Here is a 22029-nt window from a genome sequence, read left to right as displayed (position 1 = left end):
TCTCGGTTTTCCCGCCTGGGCGCGGTGCGAACACGGAGACCCATCGACCCTCTACTCGCGTCGCGCGAGATGTGCGAAAGGGTTTCCTGTCGTCCGCGGCGTAACGTCGCATTCTGTCGAGGAGTGGCTGAACATGGCCGATGATAAGGGCAGCGATCTGGACGTCTTCGAGGGGCTAGCGAAGAAGGCTCCTCGCAGCACCACGCCAGGACTCATGCCGCCGCCCCCTTCGGGAGCTGCCCGCAAGAGCACGCTGCTCGGCGGGGTCGCACCCGTTCCCCTTCCGCCCCCGCCTGGAAGCGGCGGACCCTTGCCCCCGCCCCCGAGCGCGTTGCCCCCTCCGCCAGGGGCACCCTCGCAGCGGATCGCGACGCCCCTGCCGCCGCCGCCCGGCGCAGGCGCGTCTTCGATCCCGCTGCCGCCGCCGCCGGGAGCCGCCACGTCGGTGCCTCTTCCCATGCCCCCCGCGCCGCCGCCCGGAGCCGCCACGTCGGTGCCGCTGCCGCCGCCGCCCGGAGCCGCCACATCGGTGCCGCTCCCGCCGCCGCCAGGCGCAGGCAACTCCTCGCTGCCGCTGCCGCCGCCGCCCGGAGCCGCCGCGCCGGTACCGCTGCCGCCGCCCCCCGGCGCGCCGACCGGTGAAGCCCCCGCCGCGAAGGTGGGCCCCGGCGGCAAGGCCGTCGACATGGACTGGGACGACGAGGAAGAGTCGACCCACGTCTTCGACGCGAGCAAAGGCGACCCGCACCCGACCGGCCCGCGCCCCGCCGCCGGCATGCCTCCCATGAGCAGCGCGGCCGCGGCCCTGCTCTCCGGCTCGGGTGGCTCCGCGCGCCCCGCGCCGCTGCCCCCGCCCGTCGCGGTTCCGACGCTCGGCACGTTGCCGCCCGGCGCCGCGATGCCGCCGCCTCAGGCGCCCGGCGTGTCCACGACGCTCGCCTCCGCGGGCGTGGTGCCCGTCCCCGCGATGCCGCCCTCGCAAGCGCCGATGACGGCGCGCTCCGAGGCGACGGCGATCCGCCCGCGCCCCGATCTGGTCGGCATCCCCGGCGTGCAGCCCGCGCCGTCGTCCGGCGGCAGCAAGATCGCCATCATCCTCGGCGCCGTCGCGCTCGTCGCGGTCATCGGCCTCGGGGTCTTCATGTTCCTGCCGAAGAAGGGCTCGCTGAAGATCGACATCCAGTCGAAGGGCGCGTCGATCAGCAAGGCGGAGATCTTCGTCGACGGCCAGAAGAAGTGCGACACCACGCCCTGCGTGGTCGCCGAGCTCGGCCCCGGCGAGAAAACGGTGCGTGTCATCGTCACGGACCTCGGCAAGGACGAGAAGGTTTCGGCCGTCGTCGAGGCCGGCAAAGAGACGCCCGTCATGGTCACGCTCGAGACCAGCGGCGCTGCGCCCGGGACGTCGTCCGCGCCGGCAACGGCGAGCGCGAACGTGACGGGCCTGAAGATCCTCGCCGCGACGCCGAACACGAAGGTGTGGATCGACGGCACGGATAAGGGCGTGCTCCCGGTCGAGTTGAAGGACATCACGGCCGGCTCGCACAAGCTCAAGTTCGAGGCCGGCGACCGCTACGACAGGCTCGAGCAGACGGTCGACATCGAGGCCGGCAAGCTGAAGGAGATCGGCCCGATCAAGCTCAAGGTGCTGCGCGGGCAGATCGTGCTCGAGCTCGCGACCGAAGGCGCGGCCGTCAAGCTGGTCAACGCGAAGAAGGAAGAGAAGAAGATCCCCGAGAAGGAGTGGAAGAACCAGCCCGTCAAGATCGACCTCGATCCCACGGCCGGCTGGAAGCTCGTCGCCACGAAGAAGGGCCTCGACGACTTCTCGCAAGATCTCACCTTCGACGACGGCCTCGCCGAGAAGCCGATCCGCATCGCGCTCTACGAGCCGGGCAAGGCGCCGACGAACGACGCCGTGGCGAGCGGCTCGGCGAGCGGCTCGGCGAGCGGCTCCGCGAGCGGCTCCGCGACCGACACGGGCTCGGCGACGGGCTCGACGTCGAGCGGCTCGACGTCGAGCGGCACGTCCGCGACCGCGTCGACAGCGTCGGGCGGCGACAAGGCGCCGGCCACGGGCAACGGGACGCTCAACATCAACTCGATCCCGGTCTCGAAGGTCGTCCTCGACGGTCGTCCGCTCGGCAGCACGCCCAAGGTCGGCGTGAGCGTGCCGGCCGGTACGCACACGGTGACGTTCATCCACCCCGACAAGGGCAAGCAGACGGTGAGCGTGACCGTGAAGGCCGGCGAGACGAAGACGGCCGCCGTCAAGTTCAAGTGAACCTGCCCCTCACCTCGCTCTCCTCCCCTCTCCCTCGCAGCTGAGCATTAATCTCATCTGGGAGGCGCTGCGCTGGGGCTTTGCCCCAGGCCCCACCGGGGCTATCCGCCCCTGGACCTGGACCAGCGCAAGCGCTGGACCCGGGGTCGATGAACTGCGCAACGCGCAGTTCATCGAACAGGCCAGGTCAAGACCAACGACGACCCTGCCCATCAAGACCGCGGCGCTGACGATTCAACAGGCAACGTGCCCGTCGCCAGCGTGCAACGCACCTTCCTGGTCTTGCCACCGGCCTGTTGGAAGAACTGCGCGATGCGCAGTTCTTCCACGAACGGTCCAGGGCTTGCCCTGGTTCGGGTCGAGGGGCGAACAGCCCCCGCGGGGCCCGGGGCAGCGCCCCGGCGCGACGCCTCGCGATGAGACCAATGCTCAGCCCTCGCACGGAGAGGGGATGGGGGTGAGGGAACTCCCCTCAGCGCTGCTCTTCCGAACTCGCCTTCGCCCACGCCTGCCACGTGAGCGCGCAGCGCCGATCGTTCGCGTGCGCGCCGCCCGCGCAGTACGCCGGATCGAACGGCGGACCGAGCACGAACAGCGTCGACTTGCTGACGAACGGTACGTCCCGCAGCGTGAGCTCGAGCATCTCCGACTGCCGTCGACGATACGCTTCGAGCTTCGCCTCGCCGACGAGGGATGCGAGCTGCTGCTGGAGCCGCTCGCGCAGCTCCTCGTCGTCCGTCACCGCGAGCGTGCGCTGAATCAAACGGATCGCTGCATCACGCTCGCCTTGCCGATTCAGGATCCCCGCGCCTGCGACGGCGGCCCATCCCATGGCACCCGCATCCCCGCCGAGCTCCGCCGCGCGCGCGAGCATGCGCGCGCCGTCGGCCTTCCATGCCGCGCGCTCCTCCGGATCCGTCAGGTACGTACCGGGCGCGATGAACGCGATGAACTGACCCGCTGTCCTCCACACCTCGGGATCGAGCGGCCGATTTCGCGTCCCGCGTTCGAGGATTGCCCGCGTCCGATCGATGTCCGCGCGATCGGCCTCCGCGATCTGGAGCGTGATGAGCGCGTCCGAGAGCAAGTATGGATCTCGGAACTCCGGATCGAGCTCGTTGATCGTGTCGATGAGGTCCGCGACGTTCTCGAAGCGCCGACGTTCGAACGTGTGCAGCCCCTGCGAGACGAGCACGTGTGCCCACAGCACGTCCGCGAGCGCTGCGCGGTAGCCGAACGAGAGCGTCACGACCTCCTTCGGCGGCGGCAAGAGATGCACGTCGCTCGTCTCCTTCACGCGCGCATGTTGTTCCGCGACGCGCGCGCGAACCGATCCGATGCACAGCGCCGACACGCCCACCACGATCGCGGTCCGGACGTAGTCGGAGAGCGCGGGCATCACTCCACCTCGCGATCCACGAACATGCCGGGCAAGACGCGCGGAGGTTGTCCCGGCACGCGCTCGCCGCGCACCTGGAACGTCGACAGCTTGCCGTCGCCGTCGAGATCACCGTGTGCGGTCGCGACGAACCGCATCACGCGTGTTACCGGATCGAGCTCGCTCTCGAACTTGAACGAGAACGCGTGCGGCTCCTCGATGCGGAAGTCGAGCGATCGCCACGTGAGGTGCTCCCAGATCTCGGGAGGATCCGTGACGCGCACGCCGCGCGGGACCTCGGCCGGTGTGAGCGGCGCGGCCGGTGGGAAGCTGATGTCCTGCGGCTTGCTCTCTGCGTACGCGACGGCGTGTGTGACCAGCCGATCGAGGTTGTCGAGCGGCTCGCTCAGCTTGGAGGCGTGCAGGTTGCGGATGAACGCGGGCACCGCCACCGCGAGGACGCTGCCTCCGATCGCAAAGGCCACGCTGAGCTCGAGCGCGCTCCATCGCGACATGCCCCCCTTCTAGCGCGCCGCTGCGTCGGTTTCCACCCGAGAAGCGCGCGGCCCCGGGGCCCAGGAAAACACGCCGCTTCCGCGAGGATGCTCGATAAAAAACGAAACCCGGACCGCAATGCGCGGCCCGGGTCCCGGAGGCGAGGTCCGTTCGGCGCGCCCGAGGCGCGCTTCAGGTTTGGATCACTCGTACTCGTTCGAGATGAAGACCTGGGTCGAGCGAACGAGCTGCTTCGTGGTGCTGTCGACCTGGCCGGTCAGCGTGAAGATGCCGTACTCGCTGCTGTCGCCGTCGAGATCACCCTTCGCCGCCGCCTCGAAGCTCTCGGCGCCGCTGACCGACGGACCGGCCGGCGTGGCGAGCTGACCGACGGGCGCGCTGCCCTTCGTGTACGAGTACTGGTAGTAAATCGGGTCGCTGATCTCGAAGCGGAGGCACTTCCAGCCGTTCGTCGAGTCGCCACCGGCGAAGTCGACCGCACCGCTGTTGTTCGGCTGGTACTTCTTCGCCGCCGGGACGCCGGCCTGGGGGACGGAGTTCGTCGCCGTGCCGCAGAGCGAGTGCGTCGGGACGTTCGACTCCTGGCCGAGCTGCAGGAGCTGCGAGGTCGTGTTCTCGCGCTCGTACGACTCGGCGGCGGCGCGGGCGATGCGGCCGACCGAGTTCTTCGCCTCGCTCGTCTTGGCGCTCTTCAGGTACCGGTTCACGCCGAAGATCGCGAGCGCCGCGAGGACGCCGATGATGGCGACGACGATCATGAGCTCGACGAGGGTAAAACCACGCTTGTCGTAACGCTTGAATGCACGCATGACGGACCTCCTCCTCTGGCAGACGAAATGTTTCGGAGCGGCAAACCTCGCCGCGAATCTGTCGATCCCCCCTCGACGAGTCAAAAAATGCTCGTCGGATCCTGGGATCTCATACGAAATCGAATCGCCGACGTCCCAATCGATGCTTCGTCACTCGTCGTCGCCGTTTTTCGGATCGACGCAGAGCTCGCCCGTGAGCGAGGACGATGCGAAGAGCGAGAATTCGTTGTCGGCGTCCTGGTCTCCCGCAGCCTGCACCACGAACCACGGACCATTCACGGTCGCGTGCGCCGTAGCCCAGTTTTGGCAAAACGGCACGTTGGCGACCCCCTCAGAAGGGGCGATTCCCGCGACCACCGCATAACCGAAGCGCACCGGGCCGTCGGTCGTCACATTGAGCTGCATCCAGCAATCGTGGAGTGCATTGCCCGTCTGACCATTGTCCCAATTCCGCTTCTTGTCGTTCGGCGTGGCCGGATACCAAGGCGTGAACGATTTCGTACACCCGAGATACTGAAACGTCTCGGCTCTGTAGGCTTCCTCCGCGACACGAATCCCGGAGACGACGGCCTTCACCTCCGACGCCGCAGCGCCTCGGATGTAGCGGCGATACCCGACCATCGCGATCGCCGCGAGCACGCCAATCATCGCCACCACGATCATCAGCTCGGAGAGCGTGAACCCACGGCGCTTTGCGTAGCTCCTGGGTCGTTCACCGAACTGCATCGTGTTCTTCGTTAAAGCACGGCTCGTGCCACCCGCGATCCGCGCCCCGAGGCGCACCCGGAGAAACGAACGATCCACCTCGATCCAGCGGCTTTCTCCGGCATTTTCGTTCATCGTGGTGGATCCTTGACGCTCGGGGAATGTACCTTTCGCGTCGCACGGTGACCAAAATTGTCACCGGCGGGCTTCGCGTGGTGACGATTCTCGTCGCCCCCCCGCCGGCGCCGGCTGGGCAGGCACGATCGAGCCCTCCGTCTCGTCGTCGTCGTCGGCCGCGTCCGTGTCGAGCCCGTGCTTCGCGAGGCGGTAGCGCAGCGAGCGGAACGTGACGCCGAGCAATTTCGCCGCGGCTTTGCGCACGCCGCCGCTTCGCTCGAGGGCCTGCAGAATGAGGCGCCGTTCGACCTCGCCGAGCACGTCCTCGAGCACGCACCCCTCCGGCGGGAGCTCCGAAAGAAGAGGCGCCGGGCTCGCCGAGAGGCCGCTCACCTGCGCAGGCAAATCGCCGAGTCCGATCGCAGGCCCCGACGCGAGCGCCACCGCGCGCTCCATCATGTTCTCGAGCTCGCGCACGTTGCCGGGAAACTTGTAAGCGTCGAGCGCGCGTAATGCGTCCGTCGTCAATCCCCGGACGTCCTTGCCGAGCTCGTTCGCGAATCGACGCACGAATCGCTCGGCGAGCCGCGCCACGTCCCCCGGGCGATCCCGCAACGGCGGTAGCTCGATTCGAATGACGTTGAGTCGATAATAGAGGTCCTGCCGGAATTTGTTCTGCCGAACGTCGGCCTCGACGTCGCGATTCGTCGCCGCGAGGACACGCACGTCGACCGGAATTTCGGCCGCGGCGCCCACGGGCCGCACCTTGCGCTCCTGGAGTACGCGGAGGAGTTTGACCTGGAGCGAGGCGGGCAGCTCGCCGACCTCGTCGAGCAGGACCGTGCCGCCCTCCGCCTCGCGGAAGAGGCCAAGCGCGCGCGCGCCCGCGCCCGTGAACGCGCCTTTCTCGTGGCCGAAGAGCTCGCTCTCCATGAGCGCCTCGGGTAGCGCGCCGCAATTGACCACGAGGAAAGGTTTTCCCGAGCGATCGCTGCGATCGTGCAGCGCCCGCGCGACGCGCTCCTTGCCCGTGCCGCTCTCGCCCGTGATGAGCACCGTGGTGCGCGTGGGCGCGATCTTTCCGACGATCTCGGCGACACGTCCCATCGCGGGGCTCGCGAAGATGTCGTTCTCGGCGGGCTCGAGGCGCGAGATCTGCGCGCGGAGGCGCTGGTTCTCGAGGAGGATGCTGCTCTTTTCGAGGGCCTTCTGCGCGAGCGCGATGACCTCCGCCGGCGAGAAAGGTTTGCCCACGAAGTCGTACGCGCCCTTCTTCATCGCATCGAGCGCGTTCTCCACGCTCGAATGCGCGGTCATCACGATGACCTCCGTCGCGGCCGATCGTTGCTTCGCGGCCGTGAGAACCTCGATGCCCGATCCGTCCGGCATCACGAGGTCGGTGATCACGAGCGGGAAGGGCTGCGGGTTCTGCTGCAAGGCCTCCATCGCAGCGCGCACGCCCGGCGCGGCGACAACCTCGATCCCGTGCCGCCGAAAGGCGATCTCCAGGACCTGCCGCAGCGCAGGCTCATCATCGATGACGAGGATCTTCGTCGGGGTCGGCGGAACACTGAGCGGCATGGAGGCCATCCTGCAGAAATTATCATGCCGCTCGTCGGGCGCGCAGAATCTCGCAGGCGTTCTCCGCCGAGAAACGCGTGGCCCAGCCTCCGGCGCGCGCGCGTCGTGAGCAGACGCGCCGCGCCAGGTCAGGGCACTGTCACTTCATTTGCAGGCGGACGGATCCGCCGGGCCGGACGGGGTGAGATCCTGGACGACGAAGGTGGTGCGTGCGCTCTCGTCCTCGCCGAGGTCCTGCGCGACCCAGGCGAGGTCGCAGAGATCGGCCGCGATCTGGACCTCGTATCGGCCGTCGCGGTCGCGATCCTCGACGACCGCGCCCTCGCCCGTTCGCTCGTTGAAGACGATGACGATGGCGCCTTCGAGGCATGCGCCGGAGATGGTCCACAGGCCCGGCGCCGCCGCCTGCGGAGAGATGAAGTCGGGCGGCTCGGGCGGAGGGAGGGGGAGGGTCGGGCTCAGGCAACCCGGGAGCGCCACGAGGAAGGCGGCTGCGAAACACCGGAGCAAGGAGCGGCGACCCATCACGCGGGCGCCCGGTGCACGACGCATGCCCCGCGAAACCTAACGGATCTTCTGGAAAAACGTGGCGATGAACGCGGCCTCGCGGGAGGCCGAGACAACTACGTTGCCATGGTGCGCCCGTCGGTTTGCAACACGCGCAGGCTGATGCGTTTTTTCGGGAGATCGACGGTGAGCGTCGGCGCGTGGTCCGCTTCGCCTTCGTCGAGCAACTCGCCAACGAGGTCGTAGTCGCTCGCCTGCGTGATGCGCACGCGGCGGATCTCGCCCGGACGCGCCTCGCCGCCCGAGAGGTAGACCTGGCCGTCGATGTCGGGCGCCTGGCCGCGATGGCGGCCCATCTGGACGAACTCGTGCTCGTCGCTCGTGCCCTCGACGAGGACCTCGAGCTCGCGGCCGATGAGCGCGGTGTTCTTCTTGTGGGCGATGCGCCGCTGCAGCGACATGAGCTTGCGGTAGCGGTTCGAGGCGACGCGCGCCGGCACCTTGTCGGGCATCTCGGCGCTGCGCGACGACTCTTCGTCGGAGTAACGGAAGACGCCGACCCGATCGAACTCGGCCCACGTGACGAAGTCGACGAGGTCCTTGAACTCCTCGTCGGTCTCGCCGGGGTGGCCGATGATGAAGGCGGTGCGGAAGGTGAGGTCGGGGATGTCCTTGCGCAGGCGCGTGACGAGCTTGCGGAGGCGTTCGCCGCCGTGGCCGCGGCGCATGCGGCGCAGCATGCCGTCGGCCGCGTGCTGGAGCGGCATGTCGATGTACGGGACGACGCGCGGGTGCTGCGCGATGAGCTCGACGAGCTCGTCGGTGATCGTCTCGGGGTAGAGGTAGAAGAGGCGCGCCCAGTGAAGGCCCGGGACGTCCGCGACGCGACGCACGAGCTCGGCGAGCGTGGGGCGCGCGCCGGCAGGCAGATCGCGGCCATAGGCGATGGTGTCTTGCGAGACGAGGTTCACCTCGCGCACACCCGCGGCGACGAGCTGTTCGACCTCGGCGACGACGTCCTCGACGGGGCGCGATCGCTGGCCTCCGCGGAGCTGCGGGATGACGCAGAAGGAGCAGGTACGATTGCAGCCTTCGGCGATCTTCACGTAGGCGCTGCCGCCGGGCGTGGAGATCGTGCGGGGATCCGAGGCGCGGACGACCCAGTCGGCGGGGTTGCCGACGAGCATGCGATCGGCCTTGCCCGTGAGAACCTGCTCGAGCTTGAGCATGTCGCTCGAGCCGAGGATGTGATCGACCTCGGGCATCTCGTCGGCGATCTCGGTGGGGTGGCGCTGCGAGAGGCAGCCGGCGACGACGAGCTTCTGGAGGTGCCCGTCCTCCTTGAGCTTCGCCATCTCGAAGATCGCGTCGATCGACTCCTTCTTGGCCTCGCCGATGAAGCCGCAGGTGTTGACCACGATCACCTCCGCGTCCTCGGGGGCGGGGACGTGGTCGTAACCAGCGCGTCGCGCCACGCCGAGCATGACCTCGGAGTCGACGCGGTTCTTCGGGCAGCCGAGGGAGACGAAATGAATCTTCTTGCCGGACATGGGAACAATCCTGGGAGGTCGGAGCTTGACACGGCAGAGCCGCAGAGAGCGTCGGGGCCCGTGTTTTTCCAACGGGCACGGGGTGCCAGCACCCTCCCTCCTCCCACCCCAACAGCCCGACGCTCTCTGCTGGCTCGGAGAAGCTTGCTGCACGCCTCGAATCGTCGGTCGGGCTCCTCGGAATACTGCCTGTATTCCTGCGTCGCCCTCCCTAGCTTCGAGGCGTTCGCGGCGCTTCTTGCTGCCGGATGGGGGGAGGTCTCGGTTAGGGCTTGGCTTCCTCCATGCGGGCGACGAAGCGCTGGAAGAGGTAGAGCGCGTCGTGCGGGCCGGCGGCAGCCTCGGGGTGGTACTGGACCGAGAACGCCGAGAGGCCGGGGAGGTCGAGGCCCTCGCTCGTGCCGTCGTTGAGGTGCACGTGCGTCGTGCGCGCCTTGCCCTCGAGGGAGGCAAGATCAACCGCAAAGCCGTGGTTCTGCGTGGTGATCTCGATGCGGCCGGTGTCGAGGTCCTTCACCGGCTGGTTGATGCCGCGGTGGCCGAACTTGAGCTTGTACGTGCGGCCGCCCATGGCGAGCGCGAGGATCTGGTGGCCGAGGCAGATCCCGAAGAGCGGCTTTTTCCCGACGAGCCCGCGCACGGTGTCGATCGCGTAGGAGACGGCTGCGGGATCGCCAGGGCCGTTCGAGACGAAGACGCCGTCGGGCGCGAGGTCGAGGATCTCGGCAGCGGTCGTCTTCGCAGGCAAGACCGTGACGCGGCAGCCGACATCGACGAGCGAGCGCAGGATGTTGCGCTTGATGCCGAGGTCGACGCAGACGACGTGCTTGTTCGTCGCGTGCGCACCAGGGACCTTCGTGCCGAAGGCGCCCGAGCCCTCGGTCCAGACGTAGGGCTCTTTCGGCGTGACGCGCTGGGCGAGGTCGAGGCCTTCCATCGACGGCGCCTCGCGGGCGCGGCGGATGAGCTCTTCCGGCGAGGCCTTGCCGATCGCGCCGTTCTGCGATCCACGATCGCGGAGCGTGCGCGTGAGCAGGCGCGTGTCGATGCCCGCGAGGGCCACGATGCCGTGCCGCGCGAGGTAGGCGTCGAGCGTCTCGTTCGCGCGGAAGTTCGCGGCGACGGGGGAGAGGTCGCGCACGAGGAAACCCGCGACGTGCGGCGCGCCGGTGATGCTCTCGTCGTCCTCGCGGTTGATGCCCGTGTTGCCGATCTGCGGGGCCGTCATCGTGACGATCTGCCCGCAGTACGAGGGATCCGTGAGGACCTCCTGGTAGCCGGTCATGCCCGTCGTGAAGACGACCTCGCCCGTGGCGATGCCAGGCGCGCCCCAGGCGACGCCCTCGAACGTGGTGCCGTCCGCGAGGCAGAGATATGCGCGCTCGCCGCTCATCGTGCTTGTGCTTCTCCCTGGGCCAGTACGTCGTGCACGACGCGGCCCGCAGCCATGGTGAGCTCGACCGAGCCCGTGACGGACTTGCCGAGGAAAGGAGTGTTCTTGCTCTTCGACCGGAGGCGCGCCGGATCCACGGTCCAGCGCTTCTCGGGGTTCACGAGGCAAAGCTCGGCGAGCGCGCCCTCGCGCAGCGTCGGCGCCGAAAGGCCCACGATGCGCGAGGGCGCGGCCGTGAGCGAATCGATCAGGCGCGCGAGCGGGAGCGCGCCCTCGCGCACGCGGGCGAGGAGCAGCGGGACCACGAGCTCGAGGCCGATCATGCCGGGCGAGGCCTCGGCGAACTCGCAGTCCTTCTCCAGCGAGGAGTGCGGCGCGTGGTCGGTCGCCACGCAGTCGATCGTGCCGTCGGCGAGGGCCTCGCAGAGCGCGGCGACGTCCTCCGGCTCGCGCAGCGGCGGGTTCACTTTGCAAGCCGTGTCGTAGCCGATCACCGAGGCGTCCGTGAGCGTGAGGTGGTGCGGCGTGACCTCGGCGGTGACGCGGATGCCGCGCGCTTTGGCCTCGCGAAGGATGCGAACGGCGCCGCGGGAGGAGATGTGGGCGACGTGATATTTCGCGCCCGTAACTTCGGCGAGCAGGACGTCCCGGGCGACGATGATGTCCTCGGCGACGCGGGGCCAGCCGCGCAGGCCGAGCCGCGTGGAGACGGCGCCCTCGTGCATGAGCGCGCCCTCGGTGAGCGCGTGATCCTCGGCGTGCTGGATGACGGGGAGGTCGAAGTTCGCGGCGTACTCGAGGGCGCGGCGCATGACGGCGCTCGACGTGACGCAGCGGCCGTCGTCGGAGACGGCGACGGCGCCCGCGTCCTTGAGGTCGGCCATCTCGACGAGCTCGGCGCCCTTCTGGCCGAGGGTGATCGCGCCGATCGGGTGCAGCGCGGGGCCCTCGATCGCGCGCGCCTTCGCGACCATCGCCTCCGTGATGCTGCGCGTGTCGTTGACGGGACGCGTGTTCGGCATGGCGCAGACATGCGCGAAGCCGCCCGCGGCCGCGGCGGCGAGGCCGGACGCGATGTCTTCCTTGTACTCCTGGCCCGGCTCGCGCAGGTGGGCGTGCAGATCCACGAAGGCCGGGACGAGCAGGAGCCCTTCGCCGGAGAGCACGCGCGCTCGCTCGGAAGCGAGGATCTCCTTCGTCGCGGCGCCCGCGCCGATGCGCGTGATGGTTCCGCCCTCGACGACGATGTCCACGATCGCGTCGAGGTTCGCGCCTGGATCCACCGCGCGCACGGCGGTGATGACGAGCAGGCCGTCCTTTCTCTGGAGACCGAGCATCGCCCGCCCTCTAGCATTTTTGCGCGGAGGGGGCTCGCAAAGCAGCGAGCCTGCCCACGAGGCTTGCGCGATCGCGTCGCTGTCCGGGGAAAGGCGGCGCCGGCTTGTCCGTCGGGGAAATCGGAAAGCGTGGCGAGGACGAACCCCGCCGGCACGCCGTTACTTTGAGGTCAAATGAGCTTGAGAGCGGCGGCGACGTCGATGCGGCCGCGGAGGACGCCCTTGCCGCGCTCGCTCTGGGCCATCGAGAGGGGCGTCGCGCTCTGGAGCAGTGCGGTGCGGACGGCGCGTGCATCCACCTGCTTTCCACGGGCGATCTGCACGCTGAGGAGGAGCGCGGCGACGCCGGCGACCATCGCGGCGGCGAAGGTCGCGCCGCTCTGCGCGACGGTTCCCCCGCCGGGAGCCGCGCCGATGAGGCCTTCGCCCGGCGCGACGATGCCGCTGTCGCGGTAGGTCGGGCCCCACATGCCGAAGTCGAGCAGCTTGCCTTCCGCGTCCTCGGCCGCGACGGCGAGCACCGTGGAGGCGGCCGTGGGCACGTGGAAGTGCTCGTTGCCATCGCCCTCGGCGGCGACGACGACGAGCACGTTACGCTCGGCGGCGCGGGCGAGCGCCTTCGCGAGCGCGTCGAGCATGCCCGCGTCCGGCGAGAGCGCGCCGCCGTGCATCGTGATGACGTGAGCGCCGGCGGCGATCGCGTCGCGGATGCCCTTCGCGAGATCGGGCGGATTGCCCGCGGGCGCGGTCGTCTCGGGGCGGAAGTTGTGCACGGGCACGACGATGCCCTTCGCCTTCGGAGCGATCCCCGGCGCGGGGCCGCTCGGCTGACCGAACACGAGGCTCGTGACGTGGGTTCCGTGCGTGCGGTCGGCCGCCTCGTCGCTGGACACCGGCATCTCGAGGGCCGTGACGTTCGCGCCGCGGAAGGCCGGGTGCGCGAGATCGACCGGGCCATCGAGGACGGCGACGCAGACGTCGGGGCTTCCGAGGGTTTCAGCCTGAAGCGCGGCGAGGCCGGCCAGGTTGGATCGCGGGTCGGTGGACATGGGCTGACGGAGTCTACCTTCTTTTCTTCGCAGGGGTCCACCCTTGCGCTTCCTTGTTCGCGGGGATCCAGGCTCGCGCGGGAAGGCCGCGATTTTTTCGCGCGCCGCGGCCGGGCAGGCGTCCGAACAGTGCTCTGGACTCTCGTCGTCGGCTGCGACGCACCTCGATGGATTTCCGTCTTCTTCGGAAGATCGCGCTCTCGCGGGAGGCGTCAGCGAGCGAGATCAAGGAAGACGCGCGTCTTGGCTTGCGCGATGGCGTAGGTGGCGTCGACTCCGTCGCGGCGGGCGTAGGTGATGTTCGTCCCGCGAAACGCGTCGCCGGCGCCGAGGGAGATGCGCAGGGTGCGCTGGGGATCGACGGTCGCGGGCGCGTCGGGATCGAGGCCTCTGCGCTCGATGGTGATCACGACGGCGGGCGAGTCGAGTCCTTCTTCTTTGCGAGGCGGTCCGACGCTAACGGCGCCTTCGGGGACGAGGTCGGCGAGCGCATCGCGGATCGCGGCGGCCTTCGCGGTCGCGGCTTCGTCGCCCCGGATGCGCAGCGCGTCTCCCGCGCGATCGAGGACGAGGGGCGGCTTGCGTTTGTCCGAAGGGGTGATGGTGACCTTCTGGATCTCGGCCACGTCGAGGGTGAAGATCGATCGGTCGAGCAGCCATTTTCCGGCTGCGGACTCAATCTTCGGATCGATCACGAAGACGGCGTCGTCGCCGTCGATGCGCGCGAAGGAGCCGCCCGTCGTGGGCGCGCCGAGCAGCAAGCGCACGGTGCGCGCGCCCGCGTCTTTGCCCGCGGCGAGATCCGCTTCGATGACGATGCGCGGGTTCGCGAGGCCGAAGGATCCATCGTCGCGTTCGGCGACGAACCGCTCGACACGCAAGGGCAGGAGCGACGTGGCGAGCTCCGTGCCGAAGCCGAGGTCGGCCGCGAGGTTTTTCCCACGTGGCTCCTCGAGCGCGAAGCCTCCTTCGGGCGTGCGTTCGAGGTGCTGCACGCGATCGCCCTCGGTGATGCGCAGCGCGCGCAGGCTCGTCTCCGGGGCGTCGATCACGGTGGGGCTGCGCAGCGTGATCTTGCTCGGGAAGAGCGCGCGCGCTCGATCGGCGGGGATCGCGAGGACAGCGCCGTCGGAGGTGCGCAGCACGGGGACGACGTCGCCCTGCGGTTTGCCGACGAGGAGCTCTTCGATCCGATCGTCGTCGCCGCCGTCGGGACTCCGCGAGGGCAAGACCGAGACGATGCGGACCTTGCCTTGCGGCGGATCGAGGCCGAGCGAGGCGCGATCGTCCGCGGGGAGAAAATCCTTCGCACGGAGAGCGAGGAGGGATTCGAGGAAGAGGCGGCCGGTGGCGCCCTCGATGTCGCGATCCTCGGGAGCGCGCTCGTGGAAGCCCGTGCCCTTGCGCGCGAGCTCGATGCGGCGATCACCAGCGGTGAGCGTGACCTCGTGGATCTCGTCGATCGTCGCGAAGAACGCGTTGCGATCCACGAACGCGCTTTCGGGCTTCGAGAGCGCGTCGAGGAAGGTCGTAGACACGCAGGCCGCGGCACGCGTGGGCGCCGTCTGCAGCGCGACGACGAGGTCGGGTTTGTCGGGACAGGCTCCGCCGAGGACGAGGGTTCCCTTGGGCTTCGTCGCGTCCGTGGGGCTCATCGTGAGCGTCGCCGTGGGCGTGGACGCGCGGCGCGCGGCTTCGTCCGAGAGGAAGGCGTCGGCCCGCACGCGTGAGAGCGTATCGAACAGCTCGTCCGTGGCTGTGCGGGAGGCACGGCGACCTGCTTCCTTCGCAGGGCCGTCGAGCTTGAGCGCGTCACCGCCATCCGTGGGTCGCGCGAGCGCGTACTTGCCGTTCGGACCTTCGATCTCGAACCGCGCGACGTCGCTTGCAGGGTAGGGGAGGAGATCCCGCGATCGAAGCGAGCTCGGATCGATCGCGAGGGCCGTGACGAGTTCCTTCGTGATCACCTGGAACGAGGTCCGATCCCCTTCGTGAACCTCGATGATCGCAGCGCCTGCCGGCGTCGGCGCGGGGCCTCCGATCGCGAGCGTCGTGGTTCGTCCCGGCGTGGTCACCACGATCCGCGCGCGGGGCGCATCGAGGCCGCTTGCCGCGCGATCCACGCTGTCCGGCGCGAGCACCCGCTCGCGCGTGGCGAACTCCAGCGTGCCGAGGAGCTGATCGACGATCTGCGCCTCCGCGGGGAACCGCTCGCCCCCGATCGTCACCTCCCAGAAGCGCTGTCCGAGCGCATCGGGCGGCGTGCGCGTGAGCTTCGCGGACGACGCGCCCTGCTCGACCACGAGCTCGGTGATCTCGTCGGGCCTCCACGCGAGGACCACGTTTTTCTTTCGTTGCTCGGCTTCCTCGGTCGTCACCGAGCCGCGATCCACGACGAACACGTAGGCGCCCGCGCTGATCGAAAGAACGCAGAGGACGAGCGTCGTCGCGTGCTTCTTCGCGAACTTCGCGAAGCTCATTCGGGCGCTTGCTCCTTCTCCTTGCGGGTCCCGCGCCGCTCGGTCGCGCGCCTTCGCAGGTGCACGGCGAGCCCGGTGAGCACGGACGCGAGCGGGATGAACACCACGACGTAGCGGAAGATCGAGGCGAGCGAGTCCTCGCTCATGCGCAGGCCCGCGGTGAAGGCGGGCTTGTTCGGGATGTCGAGCGGCACGGGCGCAGAGGCGAGCCAGGCGATCGCGCTCTCGACGAAGATCGCCGTGCCGCGCAGCTCGTCGCTTTGCCAGTTCTCGCCCATCATCGGGCTCGCGGATCCGATGGCCACGAGTCGCGCGCCACGCTCGGCACCCGGACGCTTGGGCATCTCGGCGGCGAAGGAGACCGTGAGCGGTCCCTTGTGATCCGCGTCGTTCGGCGCGGGATCCGAGGGGTTTTTCGCCCATGTGAAGAAGTCGATCATGCCGAAGGCGTCCTCGCTCGTCTCCAGCAAGGGCGACACCGCCGCCGCGCCTTTGCCCGTCTTCTGGAGCGAGCTCGCCACGGTCATGACCGCGCCGAGGCCCGACTGCTCGGCGCGGATCAGGCCCTCGGTGATGGGATGCGGCTTGGCGATCGGGAGGAACGTCTCGCCGTACCCGCGCACGGCGCGCAGGCGCGTATCGGTCTCGAACACGAAGTCGCGCGCGAGCGCGATGCCGAAGCGATCGAGCAGCGGATCGAGGCCGAGATCGAGGTACTTCTGGTCCCCCTCGTCCGGCACGGGTGAGGCCGCGACGAGGACGTTGCCGCCCTGCTCGACGAACCCTTCGAGCTTTTTCGTTTCGGCCTCGGAAAAACGCAGCGACGGCCCCGCGACCACGACGACACGGCAACCGGCAAACGGCGCGCGCGCCTTGTCCTTGTCGTCGGCCTTCTCGCGAGGGTCGACGGTCACGACCTCGTGTCCGTTTTTCTCGAGCCGCTCGCGCAGCGGCGCGAGGCCACTTCCGCCCGTCTCGATCGACTTCTCGTCGTGCCCCGTCGTGAAGCAGATCTTCGGCCGATCCGTGGACACGACCGCGCGGATCGCCGCGGTGAGGGCCTGCTCCAGTCGAGGCCGCGCGCGTACGTCGTTCTCGTCCTCGACCTCGACGAGATCCCGCGGCGTGATGAACTGCACGCGGTCGCCTCGCGCGACGACGATCGCCGCGTCCGTCACCACCCGACCGTCGACGACGCGTTCGTCGTACTTGCGTTGGATCGCGACGAACTCGGCCGCGTGGCGATCAGGATCGGTGAAGTGCACTTCGAGGCGCGACGTCTCGCTGCGGTAGGCCTCGAGCAGGTGCTGGATCGATAGCGCGAGCGGATCACCCGCGGGCAAGAGCACGTCGACGCGGATCGGCTCGCCGAGCGCGTGGAGCGTCTGCACCGTCGCGGGGCTCAGCGTATAGAGCCCGCCCTTCGTGAAATCGAAGCGCTTGTAGTGCCGCGCCGCGACCACGTTCACGAGCACCGCGAGCACCATCGCCGCCACGAGCCCGACGAGCGCGCCGAGCTTCGTCCCCGCGCTCGTCCCGGCCGGCGCTTCGGGCGCGGGATCACGCGGAGGCGCGGGCGCCTTCGTGGCCGCGGGCTTCACGTCCTTCGGCTTCGTACCTTCGGGCCGAGGCGCCTTCTTGCCTTTCTTCGGCTTGCGCTCCTCGCTCATCCCCACCTCCACGCCTCGACGGCGCGCACCGTGACGAAGAGCGGCAGGAGTACGACGGTCGCGTCGAAGACGAGCCGCCGCGAATCGAGCAGCCCCCGCGACGCGTCATTCATTTGAGTCCAAACGGAGACATGTGTCGCGAGATCGTGCGCCGGCCCATCGGGCACGATGAACTCCGCGAAGCCGAAGAAGAAGAGGCCCGAGATCGCCAGCGCCGAGAGCACCGCGGCCGTGAGCTGGCTCTGCGTGAGCGCGCTCGTCATGACGCCGAGCGCGAGGTAGCCCGCGCCGATCGCGAAGACCGAAAGGTAACTCGTCCCCACGACCCGCCAGTCGACGTCCCCCGTCCGCGCGAGGATCACGATGTAGAGCGCCGTCGGCGCCCACATCACGACGTACGTCGCCACCGCGGCCGCGTACTTCGCGAGCACCACGCCCACGGTGCCCACGGGCGCCGTGAGCAACGTCTCGATCGTGCCGCTGCGCCGCTCCTCGGCGAAGAGCCGCATCGTGAGCAGCGGGCAGACGAGCAAGAGCGGCACGTAGAGCAGCATCGTCTGGCCGAAGAAGGCCTGGACCGGCCCACTGTCGCCGAGCGATTCCGCCGGCGCCGCCGCGAAGTTCACGACGATCAAGAAGAAGTGCAGGCCCTGGAGGAGCAGGAACGACGTGATCACCACCCAGGCGAGCGGCGTGACGAAGAGCGAGAAGAGCTCCCGCTTGAAGATCGGCCAGAATCCCCTCACGCCTGCACCTCGGCCGCGGTCTCGTCCCCCCGCGTGAGCTCGGAGAAGACCTGCTCGAGCGTCGCGGCCCGCGGCACGACCTCCCGCACGCCGAGCCCCGCGCCGACGAGCGCCGCGACGACCCGCTCGGCCGCCTCGGCCCCGCCTTCGGCGCGCCGGTACGTGACGAGCAACGCCGCCGCATCCGCCGCCGGCGCCTGCCCCGCGTCGATATCAGCCCCCGCGACCTCCGGAAGCGCACGAACGATCCCGAGCGCCCGCGTCGCATCCCCGCGCACGACGATGCGGAGCCCCGAAGCCCTTCGCATCTCGCGCAGCTCCTCGATGGTCCCCGACGCCACGAGCTTGCCCCGCGCGACCACGAGCGCGCGCGAGCACGTCGCCTCGACCTCCGAGAGGATGTGCGTCGAGATCAGGATCGCGTGGTCCTTGCCGCGCCGCTTCACGAGCTCGCGCACCTCGCGGATCTGGTTCGGATCGAGCCCCGCCGTGGGCTCGTCGAGGATCAGCACCGGCGGATCCCCGAGCAGCGCATCCGCGAGCCCGACGCGCTGCCGGTACCCCTTCGACAGATGCTGCACGAGCACATCCGCGACGTCGTCGACCCGCGCCTCCTCGGCGGCCCGCTCGACCGCCTTGGCCCGCGCGCTCCGGGGCACGCGCTTCACCTCGGCGCGAAAGGTGAGGTACTCACGCACCCGCATCTCCGGATACAGCGGCGAGGTCTCGGGCATGTACCCGAGCTTTTCCCGCGCGAGCAGCGGCTCCTCGGCGATGTCGTGCCCGCCGATGCGGATCCGCCCGGCGCTTGGCCCGAGGAAGCCGGCCAGCATGCGGAGCGTCGTGCTCTTCCCCGCGCCGTTCGGCCCGAGGAATCCCACGACCTCGCCGCGCTCGACGTGAAACGACACATCCGACACGGCGCGAAAGGCGCCGTACGACTTGGAGAGGCGCTCCACTTCGATCATCCCGGGGCAGGGCTTAGCGCAAGCATCCAGGAAGGGAAAGACGCGCGGGCGGGCTCACGGGAAGGCCGGGCGCCCTCGCAACGCGAAGGGCCTGGTAGCGTGCGGGCCGCCACTCTGGTAGGAGCGGTCAGACCTATCGATGGACCAAGCGCTCCTCCGTTCGTACCTCGCGACGATCTACGAGTTCCCCGGCCCGCACGGCGCGCCGCTACGCGCCTCGCTCGACGGCGAGATCGTCCAGGATCACTCGGCGTTGCCCGAGCTCCTGAACCGGCGTTTCGCCGTGCTCACGGCCTACAACCCGCGTTCGATGCTCCTGCCCCGCAAGGTGAACGAGCAGCGCCACCACGTGCTCCGCGACCTGCTCATCCTCGGCTGCTACCGCGTCGAGCCCTGCGTCGGCTCCGAGGCGGAGCCTGAAGGTGTCTGGCGCGAGCCCGCGTGGCTCGTCTACGGCATGGAGCGCGACGAGGCCATCGCGTTCGGCCGCGTCTTCCGACAAAATACCATCGTCTACGCGGAGAACGGTCGCCCCGAGATCATCGTGACCGACCCGACGGCCGACGACGTGGGACGTACCTTCCACGGCAACTGGCGGGTACGCTCGTGACTGCGAAGTTTCTGGCCTCTTCGAAGAAAGCGGCCACCGAACGCCAATCCCTCCACAGGAGACAGTCGAAGATGCGTCATCAATCCCTGTTCTCGGCCGCGATCGTGGGCGCCGCTCTGCTCGTGGGAGCCACGGCCTGCGGCCAGAAAAAGATCACCGAGTGCAACCAGCTCATCGAGGTGATCAACAAGGGCGTCGAGAGCCTGAACAAGACGCCGAAGGGCGGCGCCGACCCGACGGGAGCGAACGAGCTCAAGAGCATGGCCGACGCGATGGACAAGGTCGCCGCCGACGCCGCCAAGGTGGAGCTCACGATCCCCGACCTGAAGAAGTACTCGACCGAGTACCAGACGATGGCGAAGGACGTCGCCAAGGCCGCCCGCGACATGGCTGCCGCCGCCGAGGCGAAGGATCTCGCGAAGATCAACTCGGCCCAGGCCGCGCTCGACAAGGCGGTCAAGCAGGAAGACCCGCTCGTCGACAGCATCAACAAATTCTGTCAGGCGCCTTGAGTTCGGCGGCCCCCGCTTCCGGATGGGAGCGGGGGTGTCTCGTTCGTCTCGTCAAACCACGAACCGATACCCCACGCCTCGCACCGTCACGAGGTGCCTGGGGTTCGCCGGATTGTCCTCGAGCTTCGTTCGTAGCTGCAGGATGAAGTTGTCCACGGTGCGCGGCGTGCCGTGATGGCTCGGCCCCCACACCTTCGCCTGGAGCTGCTCCCGCGACAGCACGCGGCCGCCCGCGCTGACCAGGCAAAACAGGATGTCGAACTCCGTCGCCGTGAGCTCCACGAGCTTCCCGTCGCGCCGCACCTCCCGCGTCGACGGATGGATCTCGAGGTCCGCCGCTCGGATCGCGCTCGCGTCGTCCCCGCGCGCGATCGCGTCGCGCCGGAGCACCGCCTTCACCCGCGCCAAAAGCTCCGCCAGCCCGAACGGCTTCGTGATGTAGTCCTCGGCGCCGAGCTCGAGCCCCATCACCTTGTCCATCTCCGCGCCGCGCGCGCTCAGCATGATCACCGGCATCGTGTACCGCTCGGCGCGCAGCATCCGCAGAAGCTCGAAGCCGTTCAGCTTCGGCAGCATCACGTCCAGGATCAAGAGGTCGATCCCGCCTCCGCGCGCGAGCGCGAGACCACTCTCCCCGTCGGTCGCGAGGAGCACGCGATACCCCTCCGCCGACAGGTTCATCTCGAGGCCCATCGCGATGCTGTCGTCGTCTTCCACGACGAGGACCGTGCGCCGCGCGCCGCCCTGTCCGACCCGGTTCATCGATCCAGGCTCTCTATCACGTTCCGCGCCGCTTGCCGCTCCCACCCTTACGCCGTCCCTCCCGTGCTCGACATCGGCTCCGACACCCGCACCTTCGCCTGGATCGGAAGCACCAGCGTGAACGCGCTCCCTCGACCCGGCTCGCTGTCCACGGTCACGCGACCTCGATGCGCGCGCATCACATGTTGCACGATCGCAAGCCCGAGCCCCGACCCCTCTTGCTGTCGTGCAAGGAGATCATCGACCCGGTAAAATTTCTCGAAGATGCGCTTGTGCTCGCGCCGCGCGATCCCCTTGCCGTTGTCGCGCACCGTGATCAGCACCTCGCCGAGCTTCCGCGCGACCGCGAGCTCGATCTTCCGCGGCTGCCCCCCGTACTTGTAGGCGTTCGAGAGCAGGTTCACGAGCGAGATCACGATCGCCCCGTGGTCGCACCACACGCGCGGCAGGTCCGGCTCGAACTGCACCGAGAGCTCCACGTGCCGCTGCTCGCGCGTCGGCTCGAACGCGGCGATCGCCTCCTCCACGACCTTCACCACGTCCTGCTCGGCGAGCTCGTAGACCCGCCGCCCGCTCTCCATCCGCCCCCAGTCGAGCAGCCGATCGATGAGCTGTTGCAGCCGCGCGCTCTCCTTGTTGAGCGCCAGGATGCATCGATCCTCGCTCTCTTTGTCCCCGCGCCGCAGCACCAGCGTCTCGGTGAACATCCGGATCGACGTCAGCGGCGTCCGGAGCTCGTGCGAGACCTTCGACACGAAGTCGGCTTGCAGCTCCGAGAGATCTCGCTCCCGCCGCAAGAACACCCACACCAGGATCACCCCTGTCACGAGCGTGCTCGAGAACGTGAGCACGAGGATCCCGATGAGGATGTTGTACCGCGCCTCGCCCATCACCACGAGCGACGCGCCGACCGCCGACAGCAGCACCGACGGGACGATGACGAGCGAGACCAGCAGCTTGACGATGCGCCGGTAGCCGAGCGTCGTGAAGTCACGTGCCCTGCTCATGCGGCCGAAAGGTAGCGCGCGCCGCTCGCCCTGGGGAGACGCCACGCA

The 22029-nt window shown here is 69.0% G+C and carries 19 protein-coding genes; 3 read left to right on the top strand and 16 right to left on the bottom strand.

Annotation, left to right across the window (positions count from 1 at the left end):
- The first annotated feature begins 133 nt into the window (after nucleotides 1-133).
- Entirely contained in the window at nucleotides 134-2284 is a 2151-nt protein-coding gene (locus tag KEG57_RS27070; RefSeq protein WP_272425281.1) for a PEGA domain-containing protein, read from the top strand.
- 472 nt (nucleotides 2285-2756) lie between these two features.
- On the opposite strand, the gene KEG57_RS27065 is transcribed toward KEG57_RS27070, so the two are convergent.
- The 14 genes from KEG57_RS27065 to KEG57_RS27000 form a co-directional block, all read right to left on the bottom strand.
- Nucleotides 2757-3683, bottom strand: a complete 927-nt coding sequence (locus tag KEG57_RS27065; protein WP_272425282.1) for a hypothetical protein — start codon at nucleotides 3681-3683, stop codon at nucleotides 2757-2759.
- Entirely contained in the window at nucleotides 3683-4177 is a 495-nt protein-coding gene (locus tag KEG57_RS27060; protein ID WP_272425283.1) for a hypothetical protein, read from the bottom strand. The genes KEG57_RS27065 and KEG57_RS27060 overlap by 1 nt, the downstream gene beginning before the upstream one ends.
- 183 nt (nucleotides 4178-4360) lie before the next feature.
- Nucleotides 4361-4987, bottom strand: coding sequence for a type IV pilin protein (locus tag KEG57_RS27055; RefSeq protein WP_272425284.1), 627 nt, complete (start codon nucleotides 4985-4987; stop codon nucleotides 4361-4363).
- Nucleotides 4988-5137: 150 nt separating this feature from the next.
- Nucleotides 5138-5827 (bottom strand): type IV pilin protein, encoded by a 690-nt coding sequence (locus tag KEG57_RS27050; protein WP_272425285.1) that lies wholly within the window; start codon nucleotides 5825-5827, stop codon nucleotides 5138-5140.
- A 60-nt stretch (nucleotides 5828-5887) separates the two neighbouring features.
- Nucleotides 5888-7390, bottom strand: a complete 1503-nt coding sequence (locus KEG57_RS27045) for a sigma-54-dependent transcriptional regulator (RefSeq protein ID WP_276074226.1) — start codon at nucleotides 7388-7390, stop codon at nucleotides 5888-5890.
- 144 nt (nucleotides 7391-7534) lie between these two features.
- Nucleotides 7535-7942 (bottom strand): hypothetical protein, encoded by a 408-nt coding sequence (locus KEG57_RS27040; protein WP_272425287.1) that lies wholly within the window; start codon nucleotides 7940-7942, stop codon nucleotides 7535-7537.
- Between the two features lie 71 nt (nucleotides 7943-8013).
- On the bottom strand, nucleotides 8014-9447 hold the full coding sequence (gene rimO / locus KEG57_RS27035; protein ID WP_272425288.1) for a 30S ribosomal protein S12 methylthiotransferase RimO: 1434 nt from the start codon (nucleotides 9445-9447) through the stop codon (nucleotides 8014-8016).
- Nucleotides 9448-9712: 265 nt separating this feature from the next.
- Nucleotides 9713-10840 (bottom strand): glutamine-hydrolyzing carbamoyl-phosphate synthase small subunit, encoded by a 1128-nt coding sequence (gene carA / locus KEG57_RS27030; protein WP_272425289.1) that lies wholly within the window; start codon nucleotides 10838-10840, stop codon nucleotides 9713-9715.
- Nucleotides 10837-12177 carry a dihydroorotase gene (locus KEG57_RS27025; protein WP_272425290.1) on the bottom strand — a complete coding sequence of 447 codons (1341 nt, stop codon included), beginning with the start codon at nucleotides 12175-12177 and terminating at the stop codon, nucleotides 10837-10839. Before KEG57_RS27025 ends, carA begins: the two co-directional genes overlap by 4 nt.
- A gap of 170 nt (nucleotides 12178-12347) precedes the next feature.
- Complete coding sequence (locus KEG57_RS27020) at nucleotides 12348-13226, bottom strand: S8 family serine peptidase (protein ID WP_272425291.1); 879 nt, start codon at nucleotides 13224-13226, stop codon at nucleotides 12348-12350.
- 212 nt (nucleotides 13227-13438) lie between these two features.
- Nucleotides 13439-15706, bottom strand: coding sequence for a DUF4340 domain-containing protein (locus KEG57_RS27015; RefSeq protein WP_272425292.1), 2268 nt, complete (start codon nucleotides 15704-15706; stop codon nucleotides 13439-13441).
- Nucleotides 15703-17376 (bottom strand): GldG family protein, encoded by a 1674-nt coding sequence (locus tag KEG57_RS27010; protein ID WP_272425293.1) that lies wholly within the window; start codon nucleotides 17374-17376, stop codon nucleotides 15703-15705. The genes KEG57_RS27015 and KEG57_RS27010 overlap by 4 nt, the downstream gene beginning before the upstream one ends.
- Nucleotides 17373-18122 (bottom strand): ABC transporter permease, encoded by a 750-nt coding sequence (locus KEG57_RS27005; RefSeq protein WP_272425294.1) that lies wholly within the window; start codon nucleotides 18120-18122, stop codon nucleotides 17373-17375. Before KEG57_RS27005 ends, KEG57_RS27010 begins: the two co-directional genes overlap by 4 nt.
- Nucleotides 18119-19090: an ABC transporter ATP-binding protein gene (locus tag KEG57_RS27000; RefSeq protein WP_272425295.1), complete on the bottom strand. Its 972-nt coding sequence runs from the start codon at nucleotides 19088-19090 to the stop codon at nucleotides 18119-18121. The genes KEG57_RS27005 and KEG57_RS27000 overlap by 4 nt, the downstream gene beginning before the upstream one ends.
- Nucleotides 19091-19229: 139 nt before the next feature.
- Here KEG57_RS27000 and KEG57_RS26995 point away from each other — a divergent pair, with 139 nt between their 5' ends.
- Both KEG57_RS26995 and KEG57_RS26990 read left to right on the top strand, forming a co-directional pair.
- Complete coding sequence (locus tag KEG57_RS26995; RefSeq protein WP_272425296.1) at nucleotides 19230-19700, top strand: DUF3293 domain-containing protein; 471 nt, start codon at nucleotides 19230-19232, stop codon at nucleotides 19698-19700.
- Nucleotides 19701-19771: 71 nt separating this feature from the next.
- Complete coding sequence (locus tag KEG57_RS26990) at nucleotides 19772-20212, top strand: hypothetical protein (RefSeq protein ID WP_272425297.1); 441 nt, start codon at nucleotides 19772-19774, stop codon at nucleotides 20210-20212.
- 51 nt (nucleotides 20213-20263) lie between these two features.
- On the opposite strand, the gene KEG57_RS26985 is transcribed toward KEG57_RS26990, so the two are convergent.
- Together KEG57_RS26985 and KEG57_RS26980 are read right to left on the bottom strand one after the other, a co-directional pair.
- Nucleotides 20264-20974 (bottom strand): response regulator transcription factor, encoded by a 711-nt coding sequence (locus KEG57_RS26985; RefSeq protein WP_272425298.1) that lies wholly within the window; start codon nucleotides 20972-20974, stop codon nucleotides 20264-20266.
- Between the two features lie 47 nt (nucleotides 20975-21021).
- Entirely contained in the window at nucleotides 21022-21981 is a 960-nt protein-coding gene (locus tag KEG57_RS26980) for a sensor histidine kinase (protein WP_272425299.1), read from the bottom strand.
- Nucleotides 21982-22029: the final 48 nt, after the last annotated feature.

It is taken from the genome of Polyangium jinanense, from assembly GCF_028435365.1.
Note: the sequence above shows the minus strand (reverse complement) of the source record. Positions and strands in the feature narration are given on the sequence as shown.

Bases quoted from the DNA above. Each gene is read 5' to 3' on its own strand.
- KEG57_RS27070 (WP_272425281.1), top strand. From the start codon at position 134: ATGGCCGATGATAAGGGCAGCGATCTGGACGTCTTCGAGGGGCTAGCG.
- KEG57_RS27065 (WP_272425282.1), bottom strand. From the start codon at position 3,683: ATGCCCGCGCTCTCCGACTACGTCCGGACCGCGATCGTGGTGGGCGTG.
- KEG57_RS27060 (WP_272425283.1), bottom strand. From the start codon at position 4,177: ATGTCGCGATGGAGCGCGCTCGAGCTCAGCGTGGCCTTTGCGATCGGA.
- KEG57_RS27055 (WP_272425284.1), bottom strand. From the start codon at position 4,987: ATGCGTGCATTCAAGCGTTACGACAAGCGTGGTTTTACCCTCGTCGAG.
- KEG57_RS27050 (WP_272425285.1), bottom strand. From the start codon at position 5,827: ATGAACGAAAATGCCGGAGAAAGCCGCTGGATCGAGGTGGATCGTTCG.
- KEG57_RS27045 (WP_276074226.1), bottom strand. From the start codon at position 7,390: ATGCCGCTCAGTGTTCCGCCGACCCCGACGAAGATCCTCGTCATCGAT.
- KEG57_RS27040 (WP_272425287.1), bottom strand. From the start codon at position 7,942: ATGCGTCGTGCACCGGGCGCCCGCGTGATGGGTCGCCGCTCCTTGCTC.
- rimO (WP_272425288.1), bottom strand. From the start codon at position 9,447: ATGTCCGGCAAGAAGATTCATTTCGTCTCCCTCGGCTGCCCGAAGAAC.
- carA (WP_272425289.1), bottom strand. From the start codon at position 10,840: ATGAGCGGCGAGCGCGCATATCTCTGCCTCGCGGACGGCACCACGTTC.
- KEG57_RS27025 (WP_272425290.1), bottom strand. From the start codon at position 12,177: ATGCTCGGTCTCCAGAGAAAGGACGGCCTGCTCGTCATCACCGCCGTG.
- KEG57_RS27020 (WP_272425291.1), bottom strand. From the start codon at position 13,226: ATGTCCACCGACCCGCGATCCAACCTGGCCGGCCTCGCCGCGCTTCAG.
- KEG57_RS27015 (WP_272425292.1), bottom strand. From the start codon at position 15,706: ATGAGCTTCGCGAAGTTCGCGAAGAAGCACGCGACGACGCTCGTCCTC.
- KEG57_RS27010 (WP_272425293.1), bottom strand. From the start codon at position 17,376: ATGAGCGAGGAGCGCAAGCCGAAGAAAGGCAAGAAGGCGCCTCGGCCC.
- KEG57_RS27000 (WP_272425295.1), bottom strand. From the start codon at position 19,090: ATGATCGAAGTGGAGCGCCTCTCCAAGTCGTACGGCGCCTTTCGCGCC.
- KEG57_RS26995 (WP_272425296.1), top strand. From the start codon at position 19,230: ATGGACCAAGCGCTCCTCCGTTCGTACCTCGCGACGATCTACGAGTTC.
- KEG57_RS26990 (WP_272425297.1), top strand. From the start codon at position 19,772: ATGCGTCATCAATCCCTGTTCTCGGCCGCGATCGTGGGCGCCGCTCTG.
- KEG57_RS26985 (WP_272425298.1), bottom strand. From the start codon at position 20,974: ATGAACCGGGTCGGACAGGGCGGCGCGCGGCGCACGGTCCTCGTCGTG.
- KEG57_RS26980 (WP_272425299.1), bottom strand. From the start codon at position 21,981: ATGAGCAGGGCACGTGACTTCACGACGCTCGGCTACCGGCGCATCGTC.